21 protein-coding genes and 1 pseudogene are annotated in these 24,420 nt (G+C 44.9%); 9 read left to right on the plus strand and 13 right to left on the minus strand.

Annotated features, from left to right (window positions below):
- Positions 1–33 precede the first annotated feature (33 nt).
- The 7 genes from ACUC6J_RS12600 to ACUC6J_RS12630 all read right to left on the minus strand — a co-directional run bounded on the left by ACUC6J_RS12600 (position 34) and on the right by ACUC6J_RS12630 (position 7,245).
- Positions 34–1,215 (minus strand): DUF4272 domain-containing protein, encoded by a 1,182-nt coding sequence (locus ACUC6J_RS12600; RefSeq protein WP_031461506.1) that lies wholly within the window; start codon positions 1,213–1,215, stop codon positions 34–36.
- Between the two features lie 58 nt (positions 1,216–1,273).
- Positions 1,274–1,645, minus strand: coding sequence for a hypothetical protein (locus ACUC6J_RS12605; RefSeq protein WP_025364944.1), 372 nt, complete (start codon positions 1,643–1,645; stop codon positions 1,274–1,276).
- A gap of 416 nt (positions 1,646–2,061) precedes the next feature.
- Positions 2,062–3,168: a Gfo/Idh/MocA family protein gene (locus ACUC6J_RS12610; RefSeq protein WP_090890615.1), complete on the minus strand. Its 1,107-nt coding sequence runs from the start codon at positions 3,166–3,168 to the stop codon at positions 2,062–2,064.
- A 74-nt stretch (positions 3,169–3,242) separates the two neighbouring features.
- Positions 3,243–3,971, minus strand: coding sequence for a ThuA domain-containing protein (locus ACUC6J_RS12615; protein ID WP_447248926.1), 729 nt, complete (start codon positions 3,969–3,971; stop codon positions 3,243–3,245).
- A gap of 36 nt (positions 3,972–4,007) precedes the next feature.
- The gene (locus ACUC6J_RS12620; protein ID WP_447248927.1) at positions 4,008–5,180 is read right to left on the minus strand and encodes a Gfo/Idh/MocA family protein; all 1,173 of its coding nucleotides are present in this window, start codon (positions 5,178–5,180) and stop codon (positions 4,008–4,010) included.
- A 52-nt stretch (positions 5,181–5,232) separates the two neighbouring features.
- A complete protein-coding gene (locus ACUC6J_RS12625; RefSeq protein WP_181955915.1) occupies positions 5,233–6,294 on the minus strand; it encodes a LacI family DNA-binding transcriptional regulator in 1,062 nt (353 codons plus the stop codon).
- Between the two features lie 66 nt (positions 6,295–6,360).
- Entirely contained in the window at positions 6,361–7,245 is an 885-nt protein-coding gene (locus ACUC6J_RS12630; RefSeq protein ID WP_447248928.1) for a GRP family sugar transporter, read from the minus strand.
- Positions 7,246–7,747: 502 nt separating this feature from the next.
- On the opposite strand from ACUC6J_RS12630, the gene ACUC6J_RS12635 reads away from it, so the two are divergent.
- The gene (locus ACUC6J_RS12635; protein WP_151255984.1) at positions 7,748–9,982 is read left to right on the plus strand and encodes an alpha-galactosidase; all 2,235 of its coding nucleotides are present in this window, start codon (positions 7,748–7,750) and stop codon (positions 9,980–9,982) included.
- A 123-nt stretch (positions 9,983–10,105) separates the two neighbouring features.
- Here the strand turns inward: ACUC6J_RS12635 and ACUC6J_RS12640 are convergent.
- Positions 10,106–11,090: pseudogene (locus tag ACUC6J_RS12640) on the minus strand (aldo/keto reductase).
- Positions 11,091–11,495: 405 nt separating this feature from the next.
- Here ACUC6J_RS12640 and ACUC6J_RS12645 point away from each other — a divergent pair.
- Positions 11,496–12,407, plus strand: a complete 912-nt coding sequence (locus tag ACUC6J_RS12645) for an AraC family transcriptional regulator N-terminal domain-containing protein (RefSeq protein WP_447248929.1) — start codon at positions 11,496–11,498, stop codon at positions 12,405–12,407.
- 1 nt (position 12,408) lies between these two features.
- Positions 12,409–12,771: a TetR-like C-terminal domain-containing protein gene (locus tag ACUC6J_RS12650; protein WP_235332569.1), complete on the plus strand. Its 363-nt coding sequence runs from the start codon at positions 12,409–12,411 to the stop codon at positions 12,769–12,771.
- Positions 12,772–12,890: 119 nt separating this feature from the next.
- Here the strand turns inward: ACUC6J_RS12650 and ACUC6J_RS12655 are convergent, their stop codons facing one another.
- Positions 12,891–13,886 carry a Gfo/Idh/MocA family protein gene (locus ACUC6J_RS12655; RefSeq protein ID WP_025364952.1) on the minus strand — a complete coding sequence of 332 codons (996 nt, stop codon included), beginning with the start codon at positions 13,884–13,886 and terminating at the stop codon, positions 12,891–12,893.
- Between the two features lies 1 nt (position 13,887).
- Positions 13,888–14,907, minus strand: a complete 1,020-nt coding sequence (locus ACUC6J_RS12660; protein ID WP_447248930.1) for a Gfo/Idh/MocA family oxidoreductase — start codon at positions 14,905–14,907, stop codon at positions 13,888–13,890.
- Positions 14,908–15,087: 180 nt separating this feature from the next.
- On the opposite strand from ACUC6J_RS12660, the gene ACUC6J_RS12665 reads away from it, so the two are divergent.
- Positions 15,088–15,954, plus strand: a complete 867-nt coding sequence (locus ACUC6J_RS12665) for a MurR/RpiR family transcriptional regulator (RefSeq protein WP_016820820.1) — start codon at positions 15,088–15,090, stop codon at positions 15,952–15,954.
- 180 nt (positions 15,955–16,134) lie between these two features.
- On the opposite strand, the gene ACUC6J_RS12670 is transcribed toward ACUC6J_RS12665, so the two are convergent.
- Entirely contained in the window at positions 16,135–17,262 is a 1,128-nt protein-coding gene (locus ACUC6J_RS12670; RefSeq protein ID WP_447248931.1) for an NAD(P)/FAD-dependent oxidoreductase, read from the minus strand.
- 150 nt (positions 17,263–17,412) lie between these two features.
- Here ACUC6J_RS12670 and ACUC6J_RS12675 point away from each other — a divergent pair, with 150 nt between their 5' ends.
- The 5 genes from ACUC6J_RS12675 to ACUC6J_RS12695 are packed head-to-tail and all read left to right on the plus strand — an operon-like array spanning position 17,413 to position 21,689.
- Entirely contained in the window at positions 17,413–18,120 is a 708-nt protein-coding gene (locus tag ACUC6J_RS12675; RefSeq protein ID WP_044786015.1) for a lantibiotic protection ABC transporter ATP-binding protein, read from the plus strand.
- A 1-nt stretch (position 18,121) separates the two neighbouring features.
- A complete protein-coding gene (locus ACUC6J_RS12680) occupies positions 18,122–18,853 on the plus strand; it encodes a lantibiotic immunity ABC transporter MutE/EpiE family permease subunit (protein ID WP_447248932.1) in 732 nt (243 codons plus the stop codon).
- Position 18,854: 1 nt separating this feature from the next.
- Positions 18,855–19,613, plus strand: coding sequence for a lantibiotic immunity ABC transporter MutG family permease subunit (locus ACUC6J_RS12685; RefSeq protein ID WP_447248933.1), 759 nt, complete (start codon positions 18,855–18,857; stop codon positions 19,611–19,613).
- A gap of 37 nt (positions 19,614–19,650) precedes the next feature.
- The gene (locus ACUC6J_RS12690) at positions 19,651–20,310 is read left to right on the plus strand and encodes a response regulator transcription factor (RefSeq protein WP_447248934.1); all 660 of its coding nucleotides are present in this window, start codon (positions 19,651–19,653) and stop codon (positions 20,308–20,310) included.
- The gene (locus ACUC6J_RS12695) at positions 20,301–21,689 is read left to right on the plus strand and encodes a HAMP domain-containing sensor histidine kinase (RefSeq protein WP_447248935.1); all 1,389 of its coding nucleotides are present in this window, start codon (positions 20,301–20,303) and stop codon (positions 21,687–21,689) included. Before ACUC6J_RS12690 ends, ACUC6J_RS12695 begins: the two co-directional genes overlap by 10 nt.
- 222 nt (positions 21,690–21,911) lie before the next feature.
- Here ACUC6J_RS12695 and ACUC6J_RS12700 read toward each other — a convergent pair whose 3' ends face one another.
- Both ACUC6J_RS12700 and ACUC6J_RS12705 read right to left on the minus strand, forming a co-directional pair.
- Positions 21,912–23,249: an MFS transporter gene (locus tag ACUC6J_RS12700; RefSeq protein ID WP_080942678.1), complete on the minus strand. Its 1,338-nt coding sequence runs from the start codon at positions 23,247–23,249 to the stop codon at positions 21,912–21,914.
- Between the two features lie 10 nt (positions 23,250–23,259).
- Positions 23,260–24,291 carry a quercetin 2,3-dioxygenase gene (locus ACUC6J_RS12705; protein ID WP_102998032.1) on the minus strand — a complete coding sequence of 344 codons (1,032 nt, stop codon included), beginning with the start codon at positions 24,289–24,291 and terminating at the stop codon, positions 23,260–23,262.
- Positions 24,292–24,420: the final 129 nt, after the last annotated feature.

Here is a 24,420-nt window from a genome sequence, read left to right on the forward strand (position 1 = left end):
TGGTAGAGGATTGTTGCTTTCTTACGCTTCCTATTATGTATCTGTGCGCACATCATCCCAATCCTGTCCCATGTAACCAGTGAGCCATTTTAGCACACGATGACGTTCATACACTACACCATCATCCAGATTTCCAGGGGCTGGCTGTTTATGAATGCGGCTATCCACACACATCCAGTCGTAACGACAGATTAAATCGGCTTCATCTAAAATTTCCTTGCTACTGCGCAGCCTTGAGCTTGACAGAAAAGCCTCAAATGAGTCAAATTGCTGTAACTTTGAAACAGACAATGGCACGTCGCAAATACCAGTTGGGTCACCTAGCTTCTCAAGATGGCCCAAAGCCCATAACAGAGTCCAAAAGCCTTCATAACGCCAGGAGAACTGGACACCCTCTGACTCATCGTCATACTCATTGGATAGGAACCTCTTCTCTTCTGGTGAAAAGAAACAGTCCGCGCCATACTGATCAGTCACTTGATTTATCATTCGATTCGTATCATCCATGCTTTCGCCCGCACCGATACACTCGCCTTTCAGGGCTACAATACACAAAGCAACGGCACGGCCAGCCACTTCCTTAAGGGAACGGATGCTGTCTGCGGCTTCATCTCCTAGCCTTCCTGGGATCGGCGGCATTTGCGTAAAGCCTTGATCGAGCAATATCTTTTCTGACTGCAGCTTTCGCTCCATCCCGGATTCGCTAATTTGATCCTCTCCGTACAAATAACTAACATGAGCAGTCACTGTATAATCTTCCACTTCCGAACGTCCATTCACATCTAGTAGCAGACTTCCGTCAGGTGCAAGCAAATCACCGCCACCCCGGAACATCAGTCCATCCAGCGAATTTATGATATCAAGTAATTCGGCAAAAAAGGCTTCAGATATATCCTCCTCAGTCTCCACACCAATCACCATATTCAGCGTACTCATTTTGATCAACAGCTTTTGCTGCAACTGTTCGTTTTCAGCAGGAATTTGACTAAAAAAGTTTATCATTCCGTTAAGCATGGAGGCAAACTCCTCCGGATTCGTTTTGCTGGTCATTATGTTAAATCCTTTGATCTTTCTACTAAACCAGCCCCGGCTTTTGACCTCAAACTTAGTTTTGCTTTCATTCACGTGTATCTTGTTGTTGGGATAAATCGACTTTAATAGTCTCTCAACCTGATCCAGATCAAAGGTTGAGCTGTAAAGCGCACAATTTCTCATGATGACCTCCTTATGAAAATACTACGAATAGCCGATGTTTGTTATGGGCACGATTCAACTAACTCTGCAAAATTCGATGCAGTAATGCCTCTCCCTCATTCTCAAACCTTCGGTGTTCCTTCAGAAATTCAGGAACATCTTGCAACCGGGAAGGTCTATACCCAGGACCGCCACACCCACAGGAATGGTAAGAGTATCCGTTTCGATACAGAAGCTCTACCTTTTTCCACTGCTTGATATCCGTTTGCTTCGGGGCCTGAAAATCATGACCCATGTCATGCATGGGCGTCTGGCATTGCGGACAGACATGTACAAGCCGCTCATATTCATCCTTTGGCATCTCAAAGCGGGATGTTTGCTTATACACCTTCCTACAAGTAAAGCAGGCAAAGATATCTTTGTATGGACCGTACATTGCATATCTACACATATTTTCACCCTCTTCAAAAATTGAAATTGATCTGATATTTTTCTTGAATTATCAAGAATACATTCACAGCGCCACCGTATTAAGAATACAATGATGTCCAGCTGATGTTTCTTTTATATTAGAGCGAAATTACAGAACTAATCAAGCTAAAAGGTCCGTTCTAGCGCATTCCTCGCAGTAGTGATGTTATTTTTTATAGCATAAAAATCTTGTTCAAGGCTCGAAATGATTGTAGCATGATGTCTTGAAAGTTAACTAAGAAGACTCCTAAGCCGCAGTCAAATCGGGGCTGGAGCCTTCTTTTTTAAGTAATAAATAGTCAAAGCAGAATGTGCAAATCCCAGACCGACTTTTGGGACAGCCCTCCAGTCTTATAATTCTTGTATGCTGCAGGTCAGCTTCAGACTGATACTCGTTTACACATCTAATGTATATAAGGGCAGGTTTTCCGGTAAAGCCGACGGGCGCTGACAGGTGCTCTGCATCGTATAAAAGGTCTCTTGATCGGAAGAGTCATGGAACGCCCACATCGCTTCCAGCACATGGTAGGCCAGTTCCCCGCTAGCGCGGTGAGGCCGTCCGCTACGGAGAGCATAGGCCATATCGGCAACACCGATACCCCGTGTATTCTCCTTGTATCCCGGCTGCAGCGGTGCCTCTGTCCATTCTTGCTCGCCTAACAGTCTATAGCGAACTGGTCCTCCGAACGTGTTCGGGTCAGGCACCTGTAGCGTGCCATGCGTTCCATATACCTCGATCGGTGGCAGAGTGCTTCCACCAAAGATGTCAAAGCTGGTAATCAGTGTGCCGACAGCCCCCTGCTTGAAGCGGAGCAATCCGGCTACATGGGTCGGAATATCGACTGGGATGGTCTGGCCTTTCTTTTTCTCGCTCGTAATTGTTCGCTGATCCATCGCCTTGCTGGTCATGCCCGAAATAGCAGTAATCGGTCCCAGCAGTTGTACCAGAGCCGTCAAGTAATAAGGGCCCATATCAAACATCGGCCCGCCGCCGACTGCATAATAAAATTCAGGATCGGGATGCCAATGTTCATGCCCACGGCTCATCATGAAAGCTGTAGCAGCTACTGGATTCCCAATGACACCGTCCTCAATCAGCTTCAATGATGTCTGTATACCGGAACCGAAGAAAGTTTCCGGTGCGCAGCCAACAAGTAGTCCTTTTTGACGAGCAAGATCCAAGACGGCCTGGCCCTGCTCACGGGTGACGGCAAGTGGCTTCTCCACATAGACATGCTTGCCAGCCGCAAGAGCTCTGAGACACACCTCGGCGTGAACGGCCGGTATGGTCAAATTAATGATAAGTTCGATCTGCGGGTCAGCTAAAATCTCATCTACTGTATATACGTTCGGAACGTTGAACGCTATCGCCTGCTCCTCTGCTCGACCTTGGTCCAGATCCGCTACTGCGAACAGCTCCAGAATGTCGAAACGATGGCAATTTTCCATGTAAATTCCGCTAATTTTACCACATCCGATAATGCCTACTTTCATTTTGTTCATGCTGGACTCCCTTCTCCTTGAGAAAAAATGGATAATGGCGTTCTTTTATTACATCGGATACCATCCTATTCGCGCTACTGCTGCTGGTTGTCTGCCATACCCGTGTATGCCTCTGCCAGCGAGCTACCATAGCTGGTCGCTGGCTGTTTGCCTGCCGCGGTCCACAGGAACCCGCTGCGCATCATCTCGGTCACTTGAGGTATATCTATGATATCTGCGTGATGACCTAGCGAATTGTAGAATACGCGTCCGCTTCCCCACCGCTTTGTCCATACAACAGGCATATCCACCGGCCCATTAGCCGAATGAGGTCCTGGTACGGCCGGGAAGCGTGTGGTTGCCAGCACCTCAACTGCAGGGTCTACATGGAGGTAGTACTGCTCGCTTTTGACCTGAAAATCCTCAATATGGTCCAGCAGCGGGCTGGAGCCACGCTTTATGTTCACCATATACTCCACTCCATCATTACCGGGATGAGCAACCCATTGCCCACCTGTCATGAACTGCCAGTCCACGTTGTTCCGAAAGGCATCACACATGCCACCGTGACAGCCTGCCAGACCTACACCGCTTTGAACCGCTGCTGAGACATTATTGACCAGTTCCTGCTCGATCTGGCCCATAGTCCACATTGGAATGATCAGGTCCAGGCCAAGCAGTTTCTCCGCATCCTGGTAGGCATCAAGGGTATTAGATACCTCCACCTCGAACTGTTCTTCCTTTAAAATGCGTTCAAAAATAGCCGCCACCTGCTCCGGCTCATGTCCGTTCCATCCACCCCATACAATCAGTGCCTTGCGCATCTATAATCCACTCACCTTTCGGAATGTGTTGTTACACTACATTTCTTCAATGGATACCCAGCGACGTTCCTTTATAGATCGTTCTACTGCTTCAAGCACAGCCTGACAAGCGACCCCGTCTTGGAAATTCGGCGAAGGTTGCCGTCCTTCGGAGATGGCACTCAACATCTCAAGCATCTCGTGGGTGAAGGTATGCTCAAATCCGATTGTATGTCCTGCAGGCCACCAGGCTTCGGAATACTTGTGTGCTGGATCGGTGGCGAGCACGCGGCGGAAGCCCTGAACGTCTTCCTCATCCTGTGTGAAATACACTTCCAGTTCATTCATCCGCTCAAAGTCAAACCGTACACTGCCTAGACTACCGTTGATTTCGAATGAATTTGTGCTCCGATGTCCGGCAGCAAAGCGTGTGGCCTCGAAGCTGCCCAGCGCACCTCCAGCAAAGCGTGCTAGGAACAGCGTGGCATCATCGACCGTCACTTCTCCCATTGGTGCATTGGCCTCGGTACTCCTTTTGGAGCTCAATCCGCTCATCTCCATAGCCAGCGGACGCTGTTTGATGAACGTCTCGCTCATGCCGATAACTTCGTCGAACTCGCCGACCAGAAACCGAGCGAGATCAATCAGATGGGCGCCAAGGTCTCCATGAGAGCCAGAACCGGCCACTTCTTTTTGCAACCGCCATACCAGCGGAAAGGACGGGTCCATGATCCAGTCTTGAAGGAAAAACGCACGGAAATGATAGATTTTGCCTAGGCGACCGTTTTCGACGAGTTGCTTCGCCAGCTGGACAGCCGGAGAAAAGCGGTAGTTGAAGCCAATCATATGGTTGACTCCTGCTTTCTCTGCTGCCTGCAACATGTCACGGGAATCCACCAGTGAAAGCGCAAGCGGCTTCTCACAAAACAAATGCTTGCCATGGAGGGCAGCCTCGATAACAATTTCCTTATGGGCATTACTCGGGGCGTTAATGTCAATGAGATCAATATCGTTACGTTTCACTAGATCACGCCAATCCGTAACACTCTCGGTCCAGCCGAACTGGCGGGCAGCCGCCTGAACCCCCTGCTCGTTACGTCCACAGATGACGGACATCTCTGGCTGCAGCGGGGCATCTGGGAAGAACATAGGTAGACTACGGTAAGCGTTGCTGTGAGCCTTGCCCATAAATTTGTAGCCAACCATTCCAATACGAAGACGATTAGACATGTCGTGATCCTCCTTATAGGTATGAGTTTCAACGAATTATTGATGAATGGTGTTATTGACGAATGGATGACGCCCTGATAATCAGCTCTGTGGGCAGAAGTTCTCTTATTGAGTCGCACCCAGTCCCAGTCAGTTCCAGAGCCGGAATGTGGTCCTGAGAATCGGGTATAAGCTTCGAGGCTGCAAGCTCCCCCATCTCATAAAAAGGAACACGAACACTGCTTAGTGGGGGAACAGCCATCTCAGCCGCATCCGAATCGTCATAGCCCACAAATGCTGGGAACTGGTCAATTGCCAGTCCGCGCTCACGGAGACCCTGCATTACGCCGAGGGCCATCCGGTCGTTCGCTGCAAAGACGGCATCAATATCATCTAATTTGTCTGTGATGGTAGCCGACGCTTCCAGCCCGCTTCGACGACTGTAATTGCCTTGCAGAATCAGCTCATAGTCATATTCAATACCAGCCTCCTGAAGCGCGATGAGATAACCCTTCAAGCGCTCCGTACTGTTAGAATAGATATCCGGACCGTTGAGAAAGGCTATCCGCTTGCACCCCTGCTCAATGAGATGACTAACAGCCACTCGGCTTCCTTCTACATGGTCTGCATCCACTTCACAGAACGACTGCCCTTCGAAATGGTGATTCATGACACAGAACGGTCGCCCCTCTTGCTGAAGTCTCTTCAGAGCCTCCACCTCATCGTGGTCATCTCTTGCTCCAAGGATGATACAACTGTCGACCTTCTGCTGACGGAAAAGACTGCTGTAGTCCATCCGTTCCCCCGGTTTTCGGAATAATAGTAGTAGATCGAGCCCGCTGTCTCTGGCTTTATTGCCGATGCCGCTCAGCATCTCAGAGAAAAAATAAGCAGAGAACAGATGCGCCTTCGGGACATAAGGCATAACCACACCAAGATGGCCACTCTTGCTTCGGGCAAAGTTGCGGGCCAATGCACTGGGAACATATCCAAGTTGATTGGCAACGTCCAGGACCCTTTTCCGCGTATCTTCCTTAATAGGACCGGTCGCGTTCAATACTCGAGACACCGTCGCTTCAGACACGCCAGCGAGTTCTGCTACTTCCTTGCGCGAAACGATATTTCCCACCTCCAATCATTTTATGTACGCGCGTACATTTTCTCATGCTGCTATATCTCTGTCAATCCCGAAAAACGTGCCCTATGGATATATAAGCTTTTTTCTCCACAAATTCTTAAGCAGGCTGATCATTCCTACTCCTATCATCAGCACCGTAATTCCCACAAGTATAGCTATCCATTCCTGAGAACTTTTCTTTTCCTTAAATATTAAAATGCTACCGACACAAGCAATCGCAATGCTCGCTTGAGAGATCGGAAAACTAGCCGCCATGCCGATCAAACCGTTGGAAATAAATAGTGCTAGATTAGCAATGCTCCAAACCAATCCTGTAGACAAATTGCGAAGTACTGGAGAGAATCGCAGCCGATGTTTGCCTTTCAGATTCATGACTATGGCCGAGCATAACATCCCGAGCGATTGCGGCAGAATGATGGACAACCCAGATATATTAAAGTACTGATTGATAACTACATAACTGCTTAACGCTAACCCGGAGCAAAACAGCATCATGATAATTCCTAATCGCAAAGGCTTAGACAGCCCAGCAGACTTGCCCTGATAGCTGGTCAATAGAACTCCCGCCAAAATACATAGAAGAGAACCAACACCCATCCCATATTGGTAACCTGTTATCCATTCACCCAAGATAAGTGCAGCAAATAACGTCGTCCCTAACAACTGTAGACCGCAAATGACAGGAATGGCGATCGATACGCTTACTTTTTGGAAAGATCGAAACTGGAGCAATTGTCCAGCGGCCCAGAAAATACCGGATATAAAACTTATCCCAAAAGGAATCGGTGCTAATGAGGCTGGCTGAATGATATACAAGCACAGAGCAAACAACACAGCACCAATAACAGTACCTGTCAGCTGTTCTCGGGGACTGGCTTTAGTCATATACGCCAATATCGGCATGACTCCCCAGCCGACAGCTGGAATAAAAGCAGTTATAAAATCCACGTGCCGCTCTCCTCCCGCAAAAAGTATTTTTCCTACAATCGTTAAAAATACCATGCAGGAAAAAAACAACAATTTTACGATAGCAAAAAAAACCGCTTTCAAATACTAATATTTTTATAGATTTATATAGTAAAACCAAAGAAGTTGTTCCCTATATGTGCTTCTCCCACAATTATATAGAATCAGATCCAATATATTTTTAAGCTCTGAACTGGGATGTGTATCCAATCCTGAAAATCATATTCTGGTCCATTCGCACCTTCCTCGTACTTTTCCCAACATAGAATCTATGTTTGTTAATTTATCAGTATAGCATAAGTTAAGGATGGCAAATAACCAGAAAAAAGGTTGAACTTAACTATAAATTCCTTTTGGAATATTCTTTGTTTTTCCCATAATACGCTTAAAAAAAGTAATGTATTTTCTATCCCTGGCTTTGTTATGCTGAGTTCAATAATAACGCTTTCAACAGGTCTGTTATATTTTGAAAGGAGCTATGTACATGGCTAGTATACAAGTTAACCCAAAGGAACGTACATTTCACTTAACGAACAAATACTGCAGTTATCTTTTCCGTGTCATGGAGAACGGGCAATTGGAGCATTTATATTATGGCAAAAAAATGGAGTACCTAGGTCAATATGACCGTTTTATTGAACGAAGCTACCGCTCTGTGTCTGTCGGTGAATTTGATGGCGACTTGGTAACATCATTGGAAAGCATTAAGCAGGAATTTCCTTCTTCGGGAAGCGGAGACTTTAGAGAACCAGCAGTTGAGATCATACAGGAGGACGGTTCTCATATAATGGAGTTCATTTTTGACCGTTACGAGGTCATCACGGGGAAACCTAAAATCCCCCATCTCCCTGCTACGTTTTGTAAGGAAGCAGATGAAGCAGAGACACTCCTGATCACGCTGACCGATTCCCTTACAGGGGCGGTTGCCGTACTTGCTTACACCATCTTCAGTGAACTGCCTGTAATCACGAGATCCGTATCCATAACGAACTCCGGAAATAGTACTCTGAGAGTCAACCGTCTAATGAGCATGAGCCTTGATCTTCCTGACTCCGAATATGAATTTGTTCATTTGTCGGGGGCATGGGGTAGGGAACGACATGTGGAGCGTACACCACTCAGACCAGGTGTTCAGTCCATTGGGAGCACACGAGGAATTAGTAGTCATATTCACAATCCATTCATGGCGCTTGCCAAACCGGGGTCTCAGGAACACCAAGGAGAAGTATATGCAGTTAATCTCGTCTACAGTGGAAACTTTCTTGCCCAGGCGGAAGTGGACAGCTACTCAACTACCCGACTGAGCCTCGGTATTCATCCTGACAAATTCTGCTGGACTCTGAAGCCTGGAGAATGTTTTTATTCGCCTGAAGCAGTTATGGTCTACTCACAGAACGGTTTGAACGGAATGAGCCAGGCGTTCCATCGCCTATACAATAAACACTTAATTCGTAGTAGCTGGGCCGAACGGGAACGACCTGTATTAATCAATAACTGGGAGGGAACCTACTTTGATTTTACCGAGAAGAAAATAGTGGATATGGCTAAAAAAGCAAGTGAACTAGGGATTGAGCTCTTTGTCTTGGATGACGGTTGGTTCGGTCAAAGAAACAATGATACTTCCTCACTCGGTGACTGGTTTGAAAATCGTGAAAAGCTACCGAACGGAATCTCGAATTTGGCAAAGAAGATCAATGAGCTCGGTATGAAATTCGGTCTTTGGTTCGAGCCGGAAATGGTTAACTCCGACTCTCATATTATGAGGGAACATCCAGACTGGGTTGTGGGAACACCCGGGCGTAAACGCAAGCATGGACGGCATCAGTATGTTCTTGATTATTCCCAACCGCCTGTTGTGAACTACCTGTTTAAGTTAATGGATGACGTGCTCTCTTCTGCTCATATCGAATATGTAAAATGGGATATGAATCGCTGCATTTCAGAAGCCTATTCATTATCTCTTGGCAAGGAAAGACAGGGCGAGTTTTTTCACCGTTACGTTCTAGGCGTATATGCTTTATATGAGAAGCTGATTACCAAATACCCTGAGATTTTGTTTGAGTCCTGTGCTTCCGGTGGGGGACGGTTTGATCCAGGGATGCTTTATTATGCTCCGCAAACATGGACGAGCGACGATAGCGAAGCTATTGAACGTCTTAAGATTCAGTATGGCACTTCCATGGCTTATCCGCTTAGCAGCATGGGTGCTCATGTGTCAACCATTCCGAACCACCAGGTAGGCAGAACTGCACCACTACAAACCAGATCAAATGTCGCCTACTTCGGTGTATTCGGTTATGAACTTGATCCATTAGCTTTGACCGAGGAAGAGTGCAATATAATCAAAAAGCAAATACAATTGTATAAACGTCACCAACGATTAGTTACCCAGGGAACGTTTTATCGTCTGCTAAGTCCTTTTGAAAAAAATGAGACAGCTTGGATGACTATTGATGCAGAACGTGAGCATGCTCTCGTCGGCTGGTACCAGGTGCTCTCGCGCCCCAATGCAGCTTATTCAAGGCTAAAGCTCATCGGACTGGACGAAAAGGCAGTATATTTCGTGGAAGAACTGGACCGACGTTTTACAGGCAGCGAGTTAATGAACATCGGACTTATACTCACCCCGCCTTATCAGGCTGACCAGGATTTTAATATTGCGGAGAAATATGATTTTTCATCTCAATTATTCACTTTAACTAAAGAGACTTCCTCTTAAACATATCGTACCGGGTGAAATCATTTTCGTGTAAATCCGATGATTTTACCCGGTACAACTCTCTGAAAATAAGGGTTTCCTTCAATCCATTCTGCATAGCTACGAAAGACTTGAACAATTAAATCACAGACCTGTTCTTCTCTCCAACTCCTCTGTATATCTCGCGCCCATCAAAGTGATTTGTGAGGCTGCGTTGCTAATGTTCCGCACATCTTCAGACGTGAGCTGAAGGGTCACGGCACCTAGATTTTCTTCCAAACGACTCAATTTCCGCGTGCCCGGAATCGGAACGATCCACGGCTTTTGGGCAAGCAGCCAGGCGAGTGCAACTTGGGCTGGTGTTGCCTTTAACTGCTCAGCCATCTCTTTAAGCAGGTCCACCAGCACCTGATTGGTCTCTAGCGCTTCTGAAGTAAAACGCGGAAGAATATTGCGCAAATCACCATGACTGAATGTCGTGTCTGCGTTAAAACTCCCCGTTAGGTACCCCTTCCAAAGGACTGAACGGAACGAAGCCAATGCCGAGCTCTTCAAGCGCAGGAAGGAGTTCCTCTTCGGGACGTCTCCACCACAGAGAATATTCACTCTGAATTGCAGTGAGCGGCTGAACGGCGTGTGCTCGACGGATCGTCTGCACTCCTGCTTCAGATAATCCCCAGTGCTTCACCTTTCCTACTCGGATCAGATCTTGCACGGCTCCCGCTACCTCTTCAATTGGCACATCTGGATCGACCCGGTGCTGATAATACAGATCGATGGCTTCAATCTTGAGACGTTTAAGCGATGCTTCGGCAACTTTCTTGATATGCTCAGGGCGACTGTTCATACCAAACTGCTTGCCATCCTGAATATGGAAGCCGAATTTCGTGGCAATCACGACTTGGTCGCGAACAGGAAGAAGCGCTTCGCCTAAAAGTTCCTCATTCGTATAAGGTCCGTATATTTCGGCGGTATCAAAGAAAGTTACGCCGCGCTCAACTGCTTCCCGAATGACTGAGATCATTTTCTTTGGATCAGAAGCTGGGCCATAACCGTAGCTCATTCCCATGCATCCAAGCCCCATCGCAGAAACTTCCAGACCGCTATTTCCCAATTTACGCTTTTGCATCATAATTCATCCTTCCTTAAGACGTTAATTATCTTTCTTTAGTTAATTGGCTTACGATTCTGTCAAGAGAACTATTATATAATTGTTTGAAACCTTCATGCTCTTCAAACTCTATTAATGTGATAAGCCTTTGAACCAATAAGTTCCTAAACCAACGATTCAAATGATTCATCTTCTCCCTCTGTTGAAAATTGTTCTTGTTAAATGCCGTTATCTTGAACCACTACCTATTCCGTTATCCACCTCCTTGCTTGATTCTGTGAGTTTAGTTTTATTATGCCAAACAGAAGAAGCAAAGCGGTATCTCATTTGTCTTAATTGATTGCCTGATCCTATCACCACTACTTTTGTTACAGGCAGTTGCGTTTTATAATGGAGCCAGACAAACTCGCAAGGAGGATTTGAATGTCGGAGAACATTCTTGAACAACAAAAAGAGCTCACCAGTTTGATCGAGCGTCATTCACTTCAAAATAGGCCGAGGGCAACAGCAATTCCTTCCCTTTTTTTCTATCAGCATTCCAGCAAAACCGAGCCTGTTTACCGGGTTTACAAACCTTCCTTTTGTTTTGTTGTTCAAGGTTTGAAAGAAATTTTGCTGGCACAGGAAAATTTCAAATATGGACCTTCCGATTATCTGATCGCGTCTATGAATCTGCCAGTGATCGGTCAAATTATAAAAGCTTCTCCAGGATCTCCTTACCTAAGTCTCAAGCTCGAATTTACCCATAATCAGATCCTTGAGGTACTGAACGATTCTAAAATCCAGCTCAAATTAAAAGAAAACGCCAAACGTGCCTTATTCGTCGGCCGAATGGAACCGTCTATTCAGGATGCTGTGCTTAGACTTGCCCGCCTGCTGGATACTCCAGAAGAAATCCCGTTTCTCGCCCCACTCTACACAAAAGAGATTCTGTACAGACTCCTTCAGGGCCCCTATGGAGCCGAATTGGCTCAGATTGCGGTCGAAGGAAGCAGCACCTATCGAATCCGGGAAGCTATCGACTATATTGTTCAACATTGGGATCAGTCTTTTCGGATCGAAGATCTTGCAGAGACCGCCAGTATGAGCATTTCCTCATTCCATCGGCATTTTAAAGAAGTAACCTCCATGAGCCCGATCCAGTTTCAGAAACAGCTGAGACTTCAGGAAGCCCGTCGCATCTTATTAGCTGAATCGGCGGACGCTGCGGACGTTGCTTACAGGATCGGTTACGAGAGTTCTTCCCAATTTAACCGTGAATACTCTCGCATGTTCGGTGCGCCCCCAAGAGCGGACATCAAGCGATTGAGGGAAAAATACGACCAGGTCCTATGATTTGCTGGATAAGCTGATCGCCACACATATTGATGAACTCCGAAGATTGTGCAATGAATCGGCCCATTTGAGCTTTACAGAAGCCGAAATGATCTGGTTTGAATATTTTGAGGCTAACTATTTATTTTTCTCCACAATGCTGGTGAGTAAGGGCGCTCCTTACTTCGGCACTCAATTCCTTGAATTTATGATGGATGAACTTCGGGAAGAGGTCGACATGAATGAAGAGAGAAATCGAGGATTAAACAAAGAAGTAGTTGTCCGTTATGCAGCGTCCGCTGTAGTGGGGATCATGGAGTGGTGGTTTATGAACGAAAAACCTCTCCACCGGTCGAGATGGCCGAGCCAATTGGCATGCTTTTAGACCGGAAATTGTGAATCTGGGCGAAAAAAGAGTAGCAGACGTATCTATCTGCTACTCTCGCATCCATGAGTCAGAAGCAGCTCAAGCGAGTTGCTTCTTCAATTTTAGGTACAAGTATTTTAAAGATTATGTTTATCAGGACCAAACACAAGATTCGCCGACTGTTTGGCCTCCTCAATGACATTCATAACCTTTTCGCTATGTTCAAGCATATCCGAGACCTTTTCCAAATCGTTGTCACGGATGATACGGTCGAATTCAACGAATTCGTCATACATACGATGCGAATGATCCTTCAGATCCACACGGATGGGCGTTTCCTTATTAGGAGTGTATTCAAAATAATCGCATATATTAGCTGAACTCGCCATGTGTATATAGCCTTTATTGCCTTGAATGTTCACTGCATTGGGTGCCGTACTGTCTTTTGAACCTATGCAAACACACTTAAAATCGCCGTAATCAAGTAGCAGTATGCCTGAAGTATCAATTCCACGTTCCATGTTCGCCAAATATTCTACCTTCTTAGGGCTCCCGAAAAGGCCAACAACAAAATGAATATTGTATAAATTGATATCCATCAAGGCTCCGCCAGACATTTCTGGATTAAACGCAGGCTGGATTACTCCCGATTTAAAAGCCTCATACCGAGATGAATATTGAGAATAGTTGCATTCAACTATTTTAATCTCACCAAGCTTAGGCAGATACTCCTTCATGGAAAAATAATTTTTCAAATATTGATTCGTAATGGCTTCCACCAATACCAGTTTTCTTTGCTGAGCAATTTCTTTTAGCTCTAGAAATTCATGCAAATTGGATGTGAACGGCTTCTCACAAATGACATGTTTACCACTCAGTAATGCTTCTTTGGCATATGAATAATGAAGATGATTAGGCAACCCAATATAGACAGTATCAACGTCATTATTCATCAGCATTTTGCTGTAATCCGAATAAATCTGAGAGATTCCATATCTACGTTGCCAATCTAGTAATTTCTCCTCATGGCTAGGTCTAGAACAAATGGCCTTTAATAAGATAGTCGGGATTTCCTGAATAAAGCTCAATAGATCCCCTACAATCATTCCTGCTCCGACAATTCCCAATTTCATTCTAGTTACACTCCTCTATACCCTTCTCAAGTATTTCCATTGAAGTTATTGTTTCTTCATCTGTAATCGCTTTTTCTTTGCCGTGTATGATCGAATGATAGAGATCGTCATATACTCGGGCATAATCTCCTTTTTCAGAAACAACTTTTTCTTCATGGTACTCTCCATCGTCATCCAGGTACGTTAAAATGCCATAATGCTCAGACTGGTCGATGCCGAAATCGGCGTGTCCCTTAGGCAGATAGTATAATTTAAGATGCTCCTCCTGACGATCCTTTGTCTGCTTTATAAAAACGCCTTTTTTGCCGTATACTACAAAACTCGGCCGCTCTTTTAAACGAAAAAAGCTGGATTTGATGGATACCTTGAGTGAAGAATAATAAAAATCCAGATCAAAATAATCATTCATTCTTCCAGAACCGAGCAATTGGCGCACATCGTAATGGATCGTGTCAGGCTTCCCAAAATAGGAAAGAACCTGGTCAATGGTATGAGCGCCATGTCCATAAAGGTAACTGTTATATTTGGAAAAATGAGAGGTGGAGTTGGGGGTTTCAGGGCGATAATAATCGAAATGCATTTCCACCTCCAGCAAATCACCGAGTTTTCCTGATTCAATAACCTTCTTTGTAGTGAGGAAATCCGAATCGTAACGTCTATTCTGATAGCACTGTATAATCAGATTTTTCTCCTTGGCATATTGGAAGATGGACACAGCTTCTTCTTTCGTTAACATAAAGGGTTTCTCGACAAGTACATTTTTTCCGTGGTCGAGTGCCATTTTCGCATAAGTGTAGTGAGATTCTACAGGTGTACAGACAACAATCAACTGAATTTCCTTATCGTTCATTAGAGAATCAAGATGATCCGTATACTGAACGCCTGGGGTTTTCTCCCACTCCCCTTTATCTGGATTACGCGCGTAGATCGTCTTTACGTTCAAATAATCTCTGGTCAATGAAAAAGGAAGATGATACCGATTGGTACTTTTGCCATTCCCAATATAACCGATAGTAAGCATATTAATTCCCCCTAGGCTCTTTTTCATTTATTATAGTAGAAGAACGTCGATCGTAAAGAATTTGCCATCAAAATGGTACATTTAACCGAATATTTGTAAGCATGGCTGCTTGTTTTTAAACAAAATGTTTATTTGGTATCTTTTGTAAAACGTTAGTTCAATTGAACCGGGGGGAACCTGTTGAAAATACTGATGCAATTATCTGAAATGCAAAACTTTACACCAAACGAAAAAAGCATTGCTTCCTATATTTTGGTCCACAAGGAAGCGATTCTGCACTTAAATATTCAGGAGCTTGCCAAAGCTACGTATACTTCGCATTCCGCCATTAATCGATTAATTCACAAACTTGGGCTATCCGGCTTCAAGGAGTTTATCATAAAACTCGCTCGGGAATTTCAGCAAGATACCCAGAATATATCCAATGTTGACCCTAACTATCCATTCGGGATTGATGAAACCCCACTTCAAGTGGCGAAAGAAATTGCAGAATTAATGAAGGAAACGATTGAAAAAAACTTTACATTCATGGATGATAACTTGCTGTCACAAACGGCTCAGTTGCTGGATCAAGCGAACAGGATCTTTATATATGCGTTAGGCGATTCACAAATCCGAGCGAAAAGTTTTCAGAATAAATTAGTAAAAATCAACAAATACGTGGTTATAGCCACAGAGCTGTCTGAATGGGCTTATCATACGGCTAATCTAACTACAGAGGATTGCGCTATTTTCTTAACTTACCACGGTAAGTCACCGATTTTTTTAAAAGCGGCACGACATTTTACGCGTGAGAATATCCCTTTTATCACCATTACAGCTACCAATCAAAGTGAGTTGGCCAAACGAAGTAGTATATGTATCCAGGTGCCTAATGACGAAGTAAAGCATGCTAAGATTGGTACATTTTCGTCGCAAATTGCCTTTGACTATGTATTAAACGTGATTTACTCCTGTATCTATAAAATTGACTACTTGAAAAATATGCAAACCCTAACACAATCGTTGGAGAATTCGCATCTCAATGACATGATGAATGACGTGTAGAGGGATTAGCTTCTCTCTAACTGCAAAATAAGTGGCAACTTATAAGTATATATGGTTGTTTTTCGGCAAATAAGGTCTAGTTAGTATTATGCTAACTAGACCTTTGTTTTTTTATTGCTTGCTAAGAATCTGCCATACTGGCGGCTTCTTATGCTTTTCAACTATAGCCCACATTAAAGGTCAATTTTCATCAATAGCGTTTCGAATATCGTAATCATCGATGTTAATATCCAAAGCCATCCCAAGTGCTAATCTTGCCAGTTGATCTCCAATGAAGGGACCCATGGTCAGCCCGGATGCTCCAAGCCCATTGGCAGCGATAAGACCGTTCCAGCCAGGGACAGCTCCAAGTACCGGTAGAAAACCGGGGGTAAACGGACGAAAACCGACTCTTACCTCCTGAAAAGTGCTATTTGCTAAATCAGGTGCTAACTCTAAACCTTTATTTAGGATTTCCTGCATCCCGCCTGCTGTTACTCTTGTATCGTAGCCTTCGATTTCATTCTCGTGAGTTGCCCCAATTACGATCTTCTGTTGATCAAACGCCAGCAAGTATTGATCAGTAGGCGGCATGATTACAGGCCAGGTGCCGGTATCTTGTTTGACAGGAACCTGCAAATGCATAATCTGTGCCTTTTGAAAACTAACCTTAAAGCGAATGCCCAACGGCAGCATCAGTTGATTGGCCCATGCACCTGCACAAACAATGACTTCGTCAGATGAGAAGCTGCTTGCGCCGACCGTTACTCCGGTTACATGGTCGGAATCATACTGAAGCGCAGCATCCCCATGGATAAGGGTTGCCCCATTTCTTTGGGCTGATCGGATCAACGCATCACGCAGCGCTCGACCATCTATACGAGCGGCACCGCTAATATGAACAGAATGATAGTGATCTACTAACAAGGGAAAACGTTCATGGGTTTCCTTTTGATTTAGTTGCGTAATTTCGCCGATTTCTGGTGCATCTGTATGTCGTAAGCGTGCCCGTTCCTGCATTTTTTTAATTTTCTCCGAATCATCATGAATACTGAGAGCCCCGACTTGAGCATAGCCAGTTTCTGTTTCTCCCTCGCTTTTGAGTTCTTCAATCAACCCGGGGTAAAAACGTGCGCCTGCTTTGGCTAGCTGGTACCAAGCCTGATTGCGTCGCTGTGATAGCCAGGGACAGATAATGCCAGCAGCTGCATCTGTCGCCTGTCCTTTATCTTCGCGGTCTACAAGAATGACATCAGCGCCCATTTTTGCTAACTGGTATGCTGTCGATGCCCCCAGAATTCCTGCTCCGATTACGATAACCTTCTTCATGAATACATCCCTTTCCTAAATCACTGTATCCATTATAGCGAATACTGCATGAATGCATAAAGTTTGAAACATTAATATTTCAATCCTTATAAAGTTCTTAGAATTGATCTGTAAAGTAATTGTCAGAACGAATGAAAAGGATGAACTGATATGGATAACATTATTTTACAGACTAAAAATCTCTGCAAAACCTTCAGACGACAACAGGCGGTGAACAACGTCACATTGTCTATTCAGGAGAATTCCGTGTATGGTCTGCTCGGCCCGAATGGGGCAGGAAAATCAACTACTTTAAAAATGTTAACCGGTATGCTACGCCCCACGGCCGGTGAGATTTTATTTCAAGGAAAACCCTGGTCCCGAAAAGATCTCGCTCAGATCGGTGCACTGATCGAAGCTCCTCCCCTCTATGAGAATTTGACAGCTAGAGAGAACCTGAAGGTTCGCACAACGTTGCTTGGACTACCTGACTCGCGGATTGATGAAGTGCTGAACATTGTAGATTTGACCCATACCGGGAAAAAGCGCTCGGGCCAGTTCTCGATGGGTATGAAACAGCGGCTAGGCATTGCGATTGCTCTCCTCAATCATCCCAAGCTATTGATCTTAGATGAGCCAACCAACGGACTAGACCCCATTGGTATACAGGAGCAACGCGAGTTGATTCGCTCCTTCCCGAAGCAAGGAATTACCGTAATTCTTTCCAGTCATATCCTATCCGAAGTCGAACAAATCGTTGACCATGTTGGGATCATTGCTGGCGGCGTATTAGCTTATCAAGAGGCGGTCACTTCAGGACAAAACCTGGAATCGTTGTTCATGCAGATTGCACAGGAATACCGAAAGGGAGGTGAGTAGCATGCAGCAATACATAGCAGCCGAACATTTAAAATTAAAGCGCTCCTTCACGAAAAAGCTAGTCTGGCTGGCTCCCATCGTTACTCTTCTTCTATATACCGGGCTCATGGGAGGACATATGTTCCAAAGCGCAAGCTACAATTGGTGGTATATCATGCTGCTGCCAGGTGCTCTCACCTTAATGTGCTCAGGAGTCATCCAAAAGGATGGCAAGAAGCTGAAATACCGTGCTATCCTCGGCATGTCTGTGGATTTGGCCCAGGTATGGTACGGGAAAATCGGGGTTTGCGTAAGGCTCTTAATGGTTTCATCTATTATCCTATTTGTAGGAATAACTCTTGGCAGATTCGTATTCTCATCTTCTGTGACACTAGCAGGAAGCGTCGCTGCAACTCTGATACTTTTTGTTACCTTTTTGTGGCAAATTCCACTTTGCCTGTTCTTAACGGACCGAATAGGCATGTTTGCCACCCTAATCATCAACATGCTGGGCAATGTAGCCTGCACCATCTTGTTCGCAACGTCTTCTATATGGTGGGCGGTACCCTATGCTATTCCAGCGCGATTGATGTGCGCCGTCATTCAAGTGCTGCCTAATGGGCTTGCTGTTCCTTCAGAAGATCCACTTTTGGATAGAGGCGTAATTGTGCCCGGCCTAGTGATCACAGTTGGTCTATTCATGATTCTGTCCGTCCTGACGGCCATGTCTTTCCGCAAGCGGGAGGCTAAGTAAGATGATATCTTTCTTCCGCTATCTGAAATCTGATGTGCTCAAACTTAGGAGGCAGCCCTTATTGCTGGTGCAGTTGCTTGTGCCCTTCTTAGGTATAGCAATCTTTCTAGCCTATTATTCCTTTACACCATACTCACCAATCTCGAAGGTAGACGGCTATTTGCAGGTCCTGGCTGTGGCTCTTCCTACCATGATTGGTATTGTATGCTCCATTGCTGTTGAGCAGGAGTCAGTCGCTGGAAATTTCCAACACCTCTTGACCTCGCCGGTAAAGCTGCTACCTTTTTTGAGCAAGCTTAGCCTGCTTCTGTGCTTGGGCTTTGGTAGTGTGCTGCTTGCCTCAGGCGGCTTTGGAGCTTGTTATATATATCTGATGAAAGAGTCCCCGTATGGCTTGATGTTTTATGTGTTGGCTGCCTGCATTCTGTGTATGTCCAGTGTATTCCTTTATCTTCTGCATTTTTTCATTAGCTTGAGATTCGGCAAAGGAGCTTCTATCGGTCTGGGCATCATGGAGAGTCTATTGTCTGCTTTGCTCCTTACAGGGCTGGGTGATCATAATTGGATATTCATCCCCCCTGCTTGGGCGGCCCGGTTCATCACGATCTGGGTACAATACGGCGTAAGCCCAGCAGATTCTATCCCTGAAACTATACAGCTTGATTTGGGAATCAGATATTGCGTAGTAGGGACCTTAGTCATCATGGTATTATTAGGGTTATGGATTGGTCGTTGGGAAGGACAAAATTCATCGGAGTAAAGATTAGAGTAAAGAAAGCAAGGGAAGTGAATTAAGCATGGCAAACTTATTGGCCGTTGATGATGAAACCGCCGTTTTGGCACTCCTTCAAAATATTTTGCAAAAAGATGGCCATGTTGTCACGGTGGTCTCCGCCTCCCCACAGGTTCTCACCATGCAGCTTGGAGCCTTTGACCTCATCCTGCTTGACGTAATGATGCCAAGCATGGACGGATTCACCCTCTGTCGGGAAATTCGCAGCAAGGTGGACTGTCCGATACTGTTCCTCACAGCAAAATCCATGGAGAACGATGTGATGTTGGGCCTTGGGGAAGGGGCTGACGATTATATTGTCAAGCCGTTTGGGGCTGGAGAGTTGCGCGCTCGAATCAACGCCCATCTCAGACGGGAGCATCGCGAACGACGAAATGTATTCTGCATCGGGGAAGTTCATTTTAATCTGTCTGGTAAGGAAATCACCGTTCAGAATGTTGTAATCCCGTTTACCAAAAGTGAATATGAAATATGTAAGTTTTTAGCTCTAAATTGGGGCCAGGTGTTCTCTAAAGAGCAGATTTATGAAGCCGTCTTTGGGTTTGAGGGGGACAGCGATTCCGCTACCATTGTGGAGCATATCAAAAATATCCGGGCCAAGCTTGGCAAAGTAGAGGTTTCGCCAGTGGAGACAGTTTGGGGGATCGGGTACCGATGGAAGTAGCCAAAGTACAGCAAGTACGCAAGACAACCAAACTGCGAACCATTTTCCTGGGCTATTTAGTTATGTTCTGTATCGGGACAATTGCGCTCGCGCTGTTCCTGGTCCTCATCTTCTATGTCCTGATGTCTTGTGGAACCATTCTTCCCGCGAACTATGCTGAAAATCAAGTACGGGAGGATAAGGCAATCATTGAAGCTGGCAAGACCCTACAGCCGGATTCTCGGCAGAAACTATATAGATATGCGTTATTCACTTCGGAAGGCCGCCACATTGAGGGAAATCTTCCTGAAAAGCAGGCTCAAGCCGCTTGGAGTGTTACGCAGCAGAGCAATACTGCCTATCAATTTCCCTATAACTATGTAAAAGTTTCACATAATAATAAAGTTACTGTGATGCGCTACTCTGTCTCGGCACAGTTTGAACATCCTTTTCTACGTCAATATCTGCCGAACGCGGAATTGTCCTTTTTTGCCGTGTTTTGTATCGCCTTCCTGGGGGGAGGAGCCCTACTCGCTTCCTCCTTCGGACGAAAGCTGACGCGCAAAATGAGTGGATTGCAGCAGGCTACAAAGCAAATTCAGGCACAGGACCTGGACTTCTCAATTCAGCTCAGTGGTGTGATGGAGATCGATCAGGTGCTCCATTCCATGGATAAAATGAAAGAAACGTTAAAGACTTCGCTTCAGAAGCAATGGAATCTCGAAAAATCACGCCGCGAGCAAATATCCGCGCTTGCACACGATGTTAAAACACCGCTCACTATCGTTCGAGGAAACGTAGAGCTGCTGTCCGAAACCGATCAATCGGAAGAGCAAAAGAACTATACCGATTATATAGCGGAGAGCACCAGGCAAATGGAACAGTATATCAAAACTCTTATTGAAATTTCAAAAGCAGAAACAGTAGCCACCCTGCAGGCGGAAACGATAGATACGGACTACTATTTAACGAAGGTGAAAGATCAGGTAAAGGCCTTGGCTGCTGTCAAAAAAACATCCGTCGCATTTGCTGCATACAACCTCCCTAAGACGTTGTATGTAGACCCCGTTCTGCTTGAGCGAGCCATCATGAATGTTGCTTCTAATGCGGTAGATCAAGCACCAGAAAATAGCGAAATCCGGCTGACTGTAGAGTCTGTGGAAGAATGTATTCGATTCAGCATCGTAGACGAAGGCCCGGGCTTCTCTCCTGAAGGCCTCAAACAAGCAGCAGAGCAATTTTATATGGGTGATTCGTCCAGAAGATTAAGTGGACATTACGGTATGGGCCTATATATAACAAAATCCATTGTGAACCTACATGGCGGACAGTTGATCATCGCCAACTCTACCCAGACAGGCGGCGGACAAGTAAGCATTGAGATACCATCGGTGCATTGATGACCTAATGTTAAAACCACCAAAATAAGTAGTAGCTATTAGGTTGGATCGATTTCCTAAGTTCCCCCCTCTTCCTCGTTTGTTATTGAAACGATATAAAACGCTACTGACATACGAAGGTCAGTAGCGTTTTATCATTTTGCCATCGGAATGAAAACACTCCTGGCACAGGCTATGGCGATTATTATAAGGAACGTGGTTATTGGATTACTGTATGTGTTGCTAAACGAATGTTGCTTTTTTACGGAAAACTGAAAAATAAAGAATGGCAAATCCTATGATCCATATGCCCATAATCCAAAAAATAGAGCTGAACACACTTTGACTTTGTGCTCCTTGATCAAGTACGGATCCTAAAATAGACGTTCCGATAGCCCCCGCCATAAAGCTTCCCATCATATAGATACCCATACCAACTCCGGTTTGCTTACCGCTTAATGTTCGAGAAATGGTGTTTGCCATTGTAATCTGAGCGAACGTTAACCCAGTATTCGCTAGAATTAAAATGATCGCAATAACTGCTGGGGCCGCCTCTGTAAAAATACCTAATATAAGATATGCTATCACTTGGAATAGGAAAGCCAACGAGAATACAAAGCGGTTGCCCTTTGCATCCGCGATTTTCCCACCTACCAGCCCAAGCAATGCAGCAATCAAAGCACCGGGAAACATTACGAGCCCTATGTTTATAGAGGACAAGTGATGTAATGAACTCAGCACCTGCGGTATCAAATACGGAACACATAAATTAAGGGTAAGAACCATACAAGCGATAATCAACCCTATCGTATATCTTGTATTTTTAAAGAGTGTCGGTTCAATAAAGGGTTCACCTGTTTTGTTAATACGAATAATGAACAATACGAATATGAGGATCGTAGTCGCGAAATAGCTCCAACTGTGACCAGTAATGGAGAGCAGCAGCAGCGTAATGGAAGCGGCAAGCAAAATACCTCCTATGAGATCAGCTTTTCCTTTTGAAGGTGCTTCATTGATTAAATACCTTCTGAAAAGAGGAATGGTAACAATTATTAAAAATGAGATTAAAAATAGGTAACGCCAGCTTGCGAATCCAATAACAAAACCAGCAATAATTGGGCCTATTGCCGTCCCTAAAGCCATTCCGGCAGAAGTAATCCCCAAAGCCTTGCCACGATTTACGATTGATATATAGCGAATCGGGATCAACATGGATGAGGCCGGAACAACAGACGCCCCAATGGATTGGAATATTCTGCTCACAATAACCATCCAATAATTAGAAGAAAAAAAGCCGACTATAGATCCTAGCGCAAAGCAACATAATCCAAAGGTAATTAGGTTTTTCAACCTAAACATGTCCGCCAATTTTCCGTAAGCCACTGATCCAATAGCATAAATAATAATATATGCTGTTACAACCCAGCTTACTTGGGAAGAGGATAATTGAAATTCTTCGCGTAGTGAAGGTAGCGCGACATTAAACATGGTGGAATTCATCACTGAAATCACCATTGCAAATGCGAGTATCCAGATAATAGCATAGGACTCAGATTGTTTGGTGCGATTGTTAACTGACACTGCGTCCTCCCTACTTACGATCGAGCGGAGATTTAGCCACCACGTTCAGATCAAGTTCGTCGATAATAGCCATTACACGATCCATACGGAGCGGGCCTGGTTCTGTTGGAAAGGTGTATGTTTCGTGCGGTTCACCCAATGCCCGGAAGAAAGGTTCGAACAATCCAGACACCAACATACCTACGACTTTCGTATAATGAGAGTCCAGTCTATACGAATGAAGTGTTCCTGCAGGTACATGAAGAAAATCTCCAGGGAATAGTTTTACTTCTTCTCCGTTTGCCCACATCGTCATTTGTCCCTGCACACAGAAGAAAGTTTCCGTATGGTGGTTATGAAAATGTTCAACAATGGGGTCTCCTTTCGGGCCATCAGAAGCTACAAAAATGTATTCCCCGTTCGTATTTTCTTGAGTAGCTAGAATCCTGTGAAGCTGGTCTCCAGTGAGCAACCGGTCTCCCTCTCCATTTTCCAGAACATAAGGAGCTACGCTTCTTGGATTATGGCTTTCTTCAGGCGAGTTATACTCCCCCCATTGAACAGCATCTTGAAGGAATACAATGTCTGCTCTATTGGAAGCTTCCGTCAATTGATTCTCAGAATACGAATTCATCGCTGTGGTTGGATGTTCAAAGTAAGGATACGGCTCTCCTAAAAGCTCATATATTGCCGTGAGATTACCTTTAATCGAATAGGAAGCAAAGCGATTTCGATGCCCAGCCATTCGATACGCATGTGCGATTCCAGGAGGGATATGAACATAGTCTCCGGCAGTCAACAAATAGTTCACTCCATCGAGCATAAATTCGATTTTACCTTCCATTACATAGATAGATTCAAAAGCATCTTTATGTTTGTGTAGCGGAAAGGTCTCTCCTTTCCCACCTGAAATCGTCGTTAATTCGAGTACATCCCCAGTGCTTTTAAAATCGGCAATAACAGTAGCTACCTGTTGACCAAATACATACCTTCTTCCATCCCCGCTACGCAGCAAATATGGCTTTTTTTCTTCTGGAAGCTCTGTAGTTAAACTAACACTCATCATGTTATCCTCCTTTGTATTTATATTTAAAATTTTAATAGTTTCGATTTTTCACTTAAATGGTCATGAGCGACAGCTTATGGGCAATTACGACCTGTACCAATTGAATACATCTTAAAAATTGATATA

Source organism: Paenibacillus sp. JJ1683, assembly GCF_053006485.1.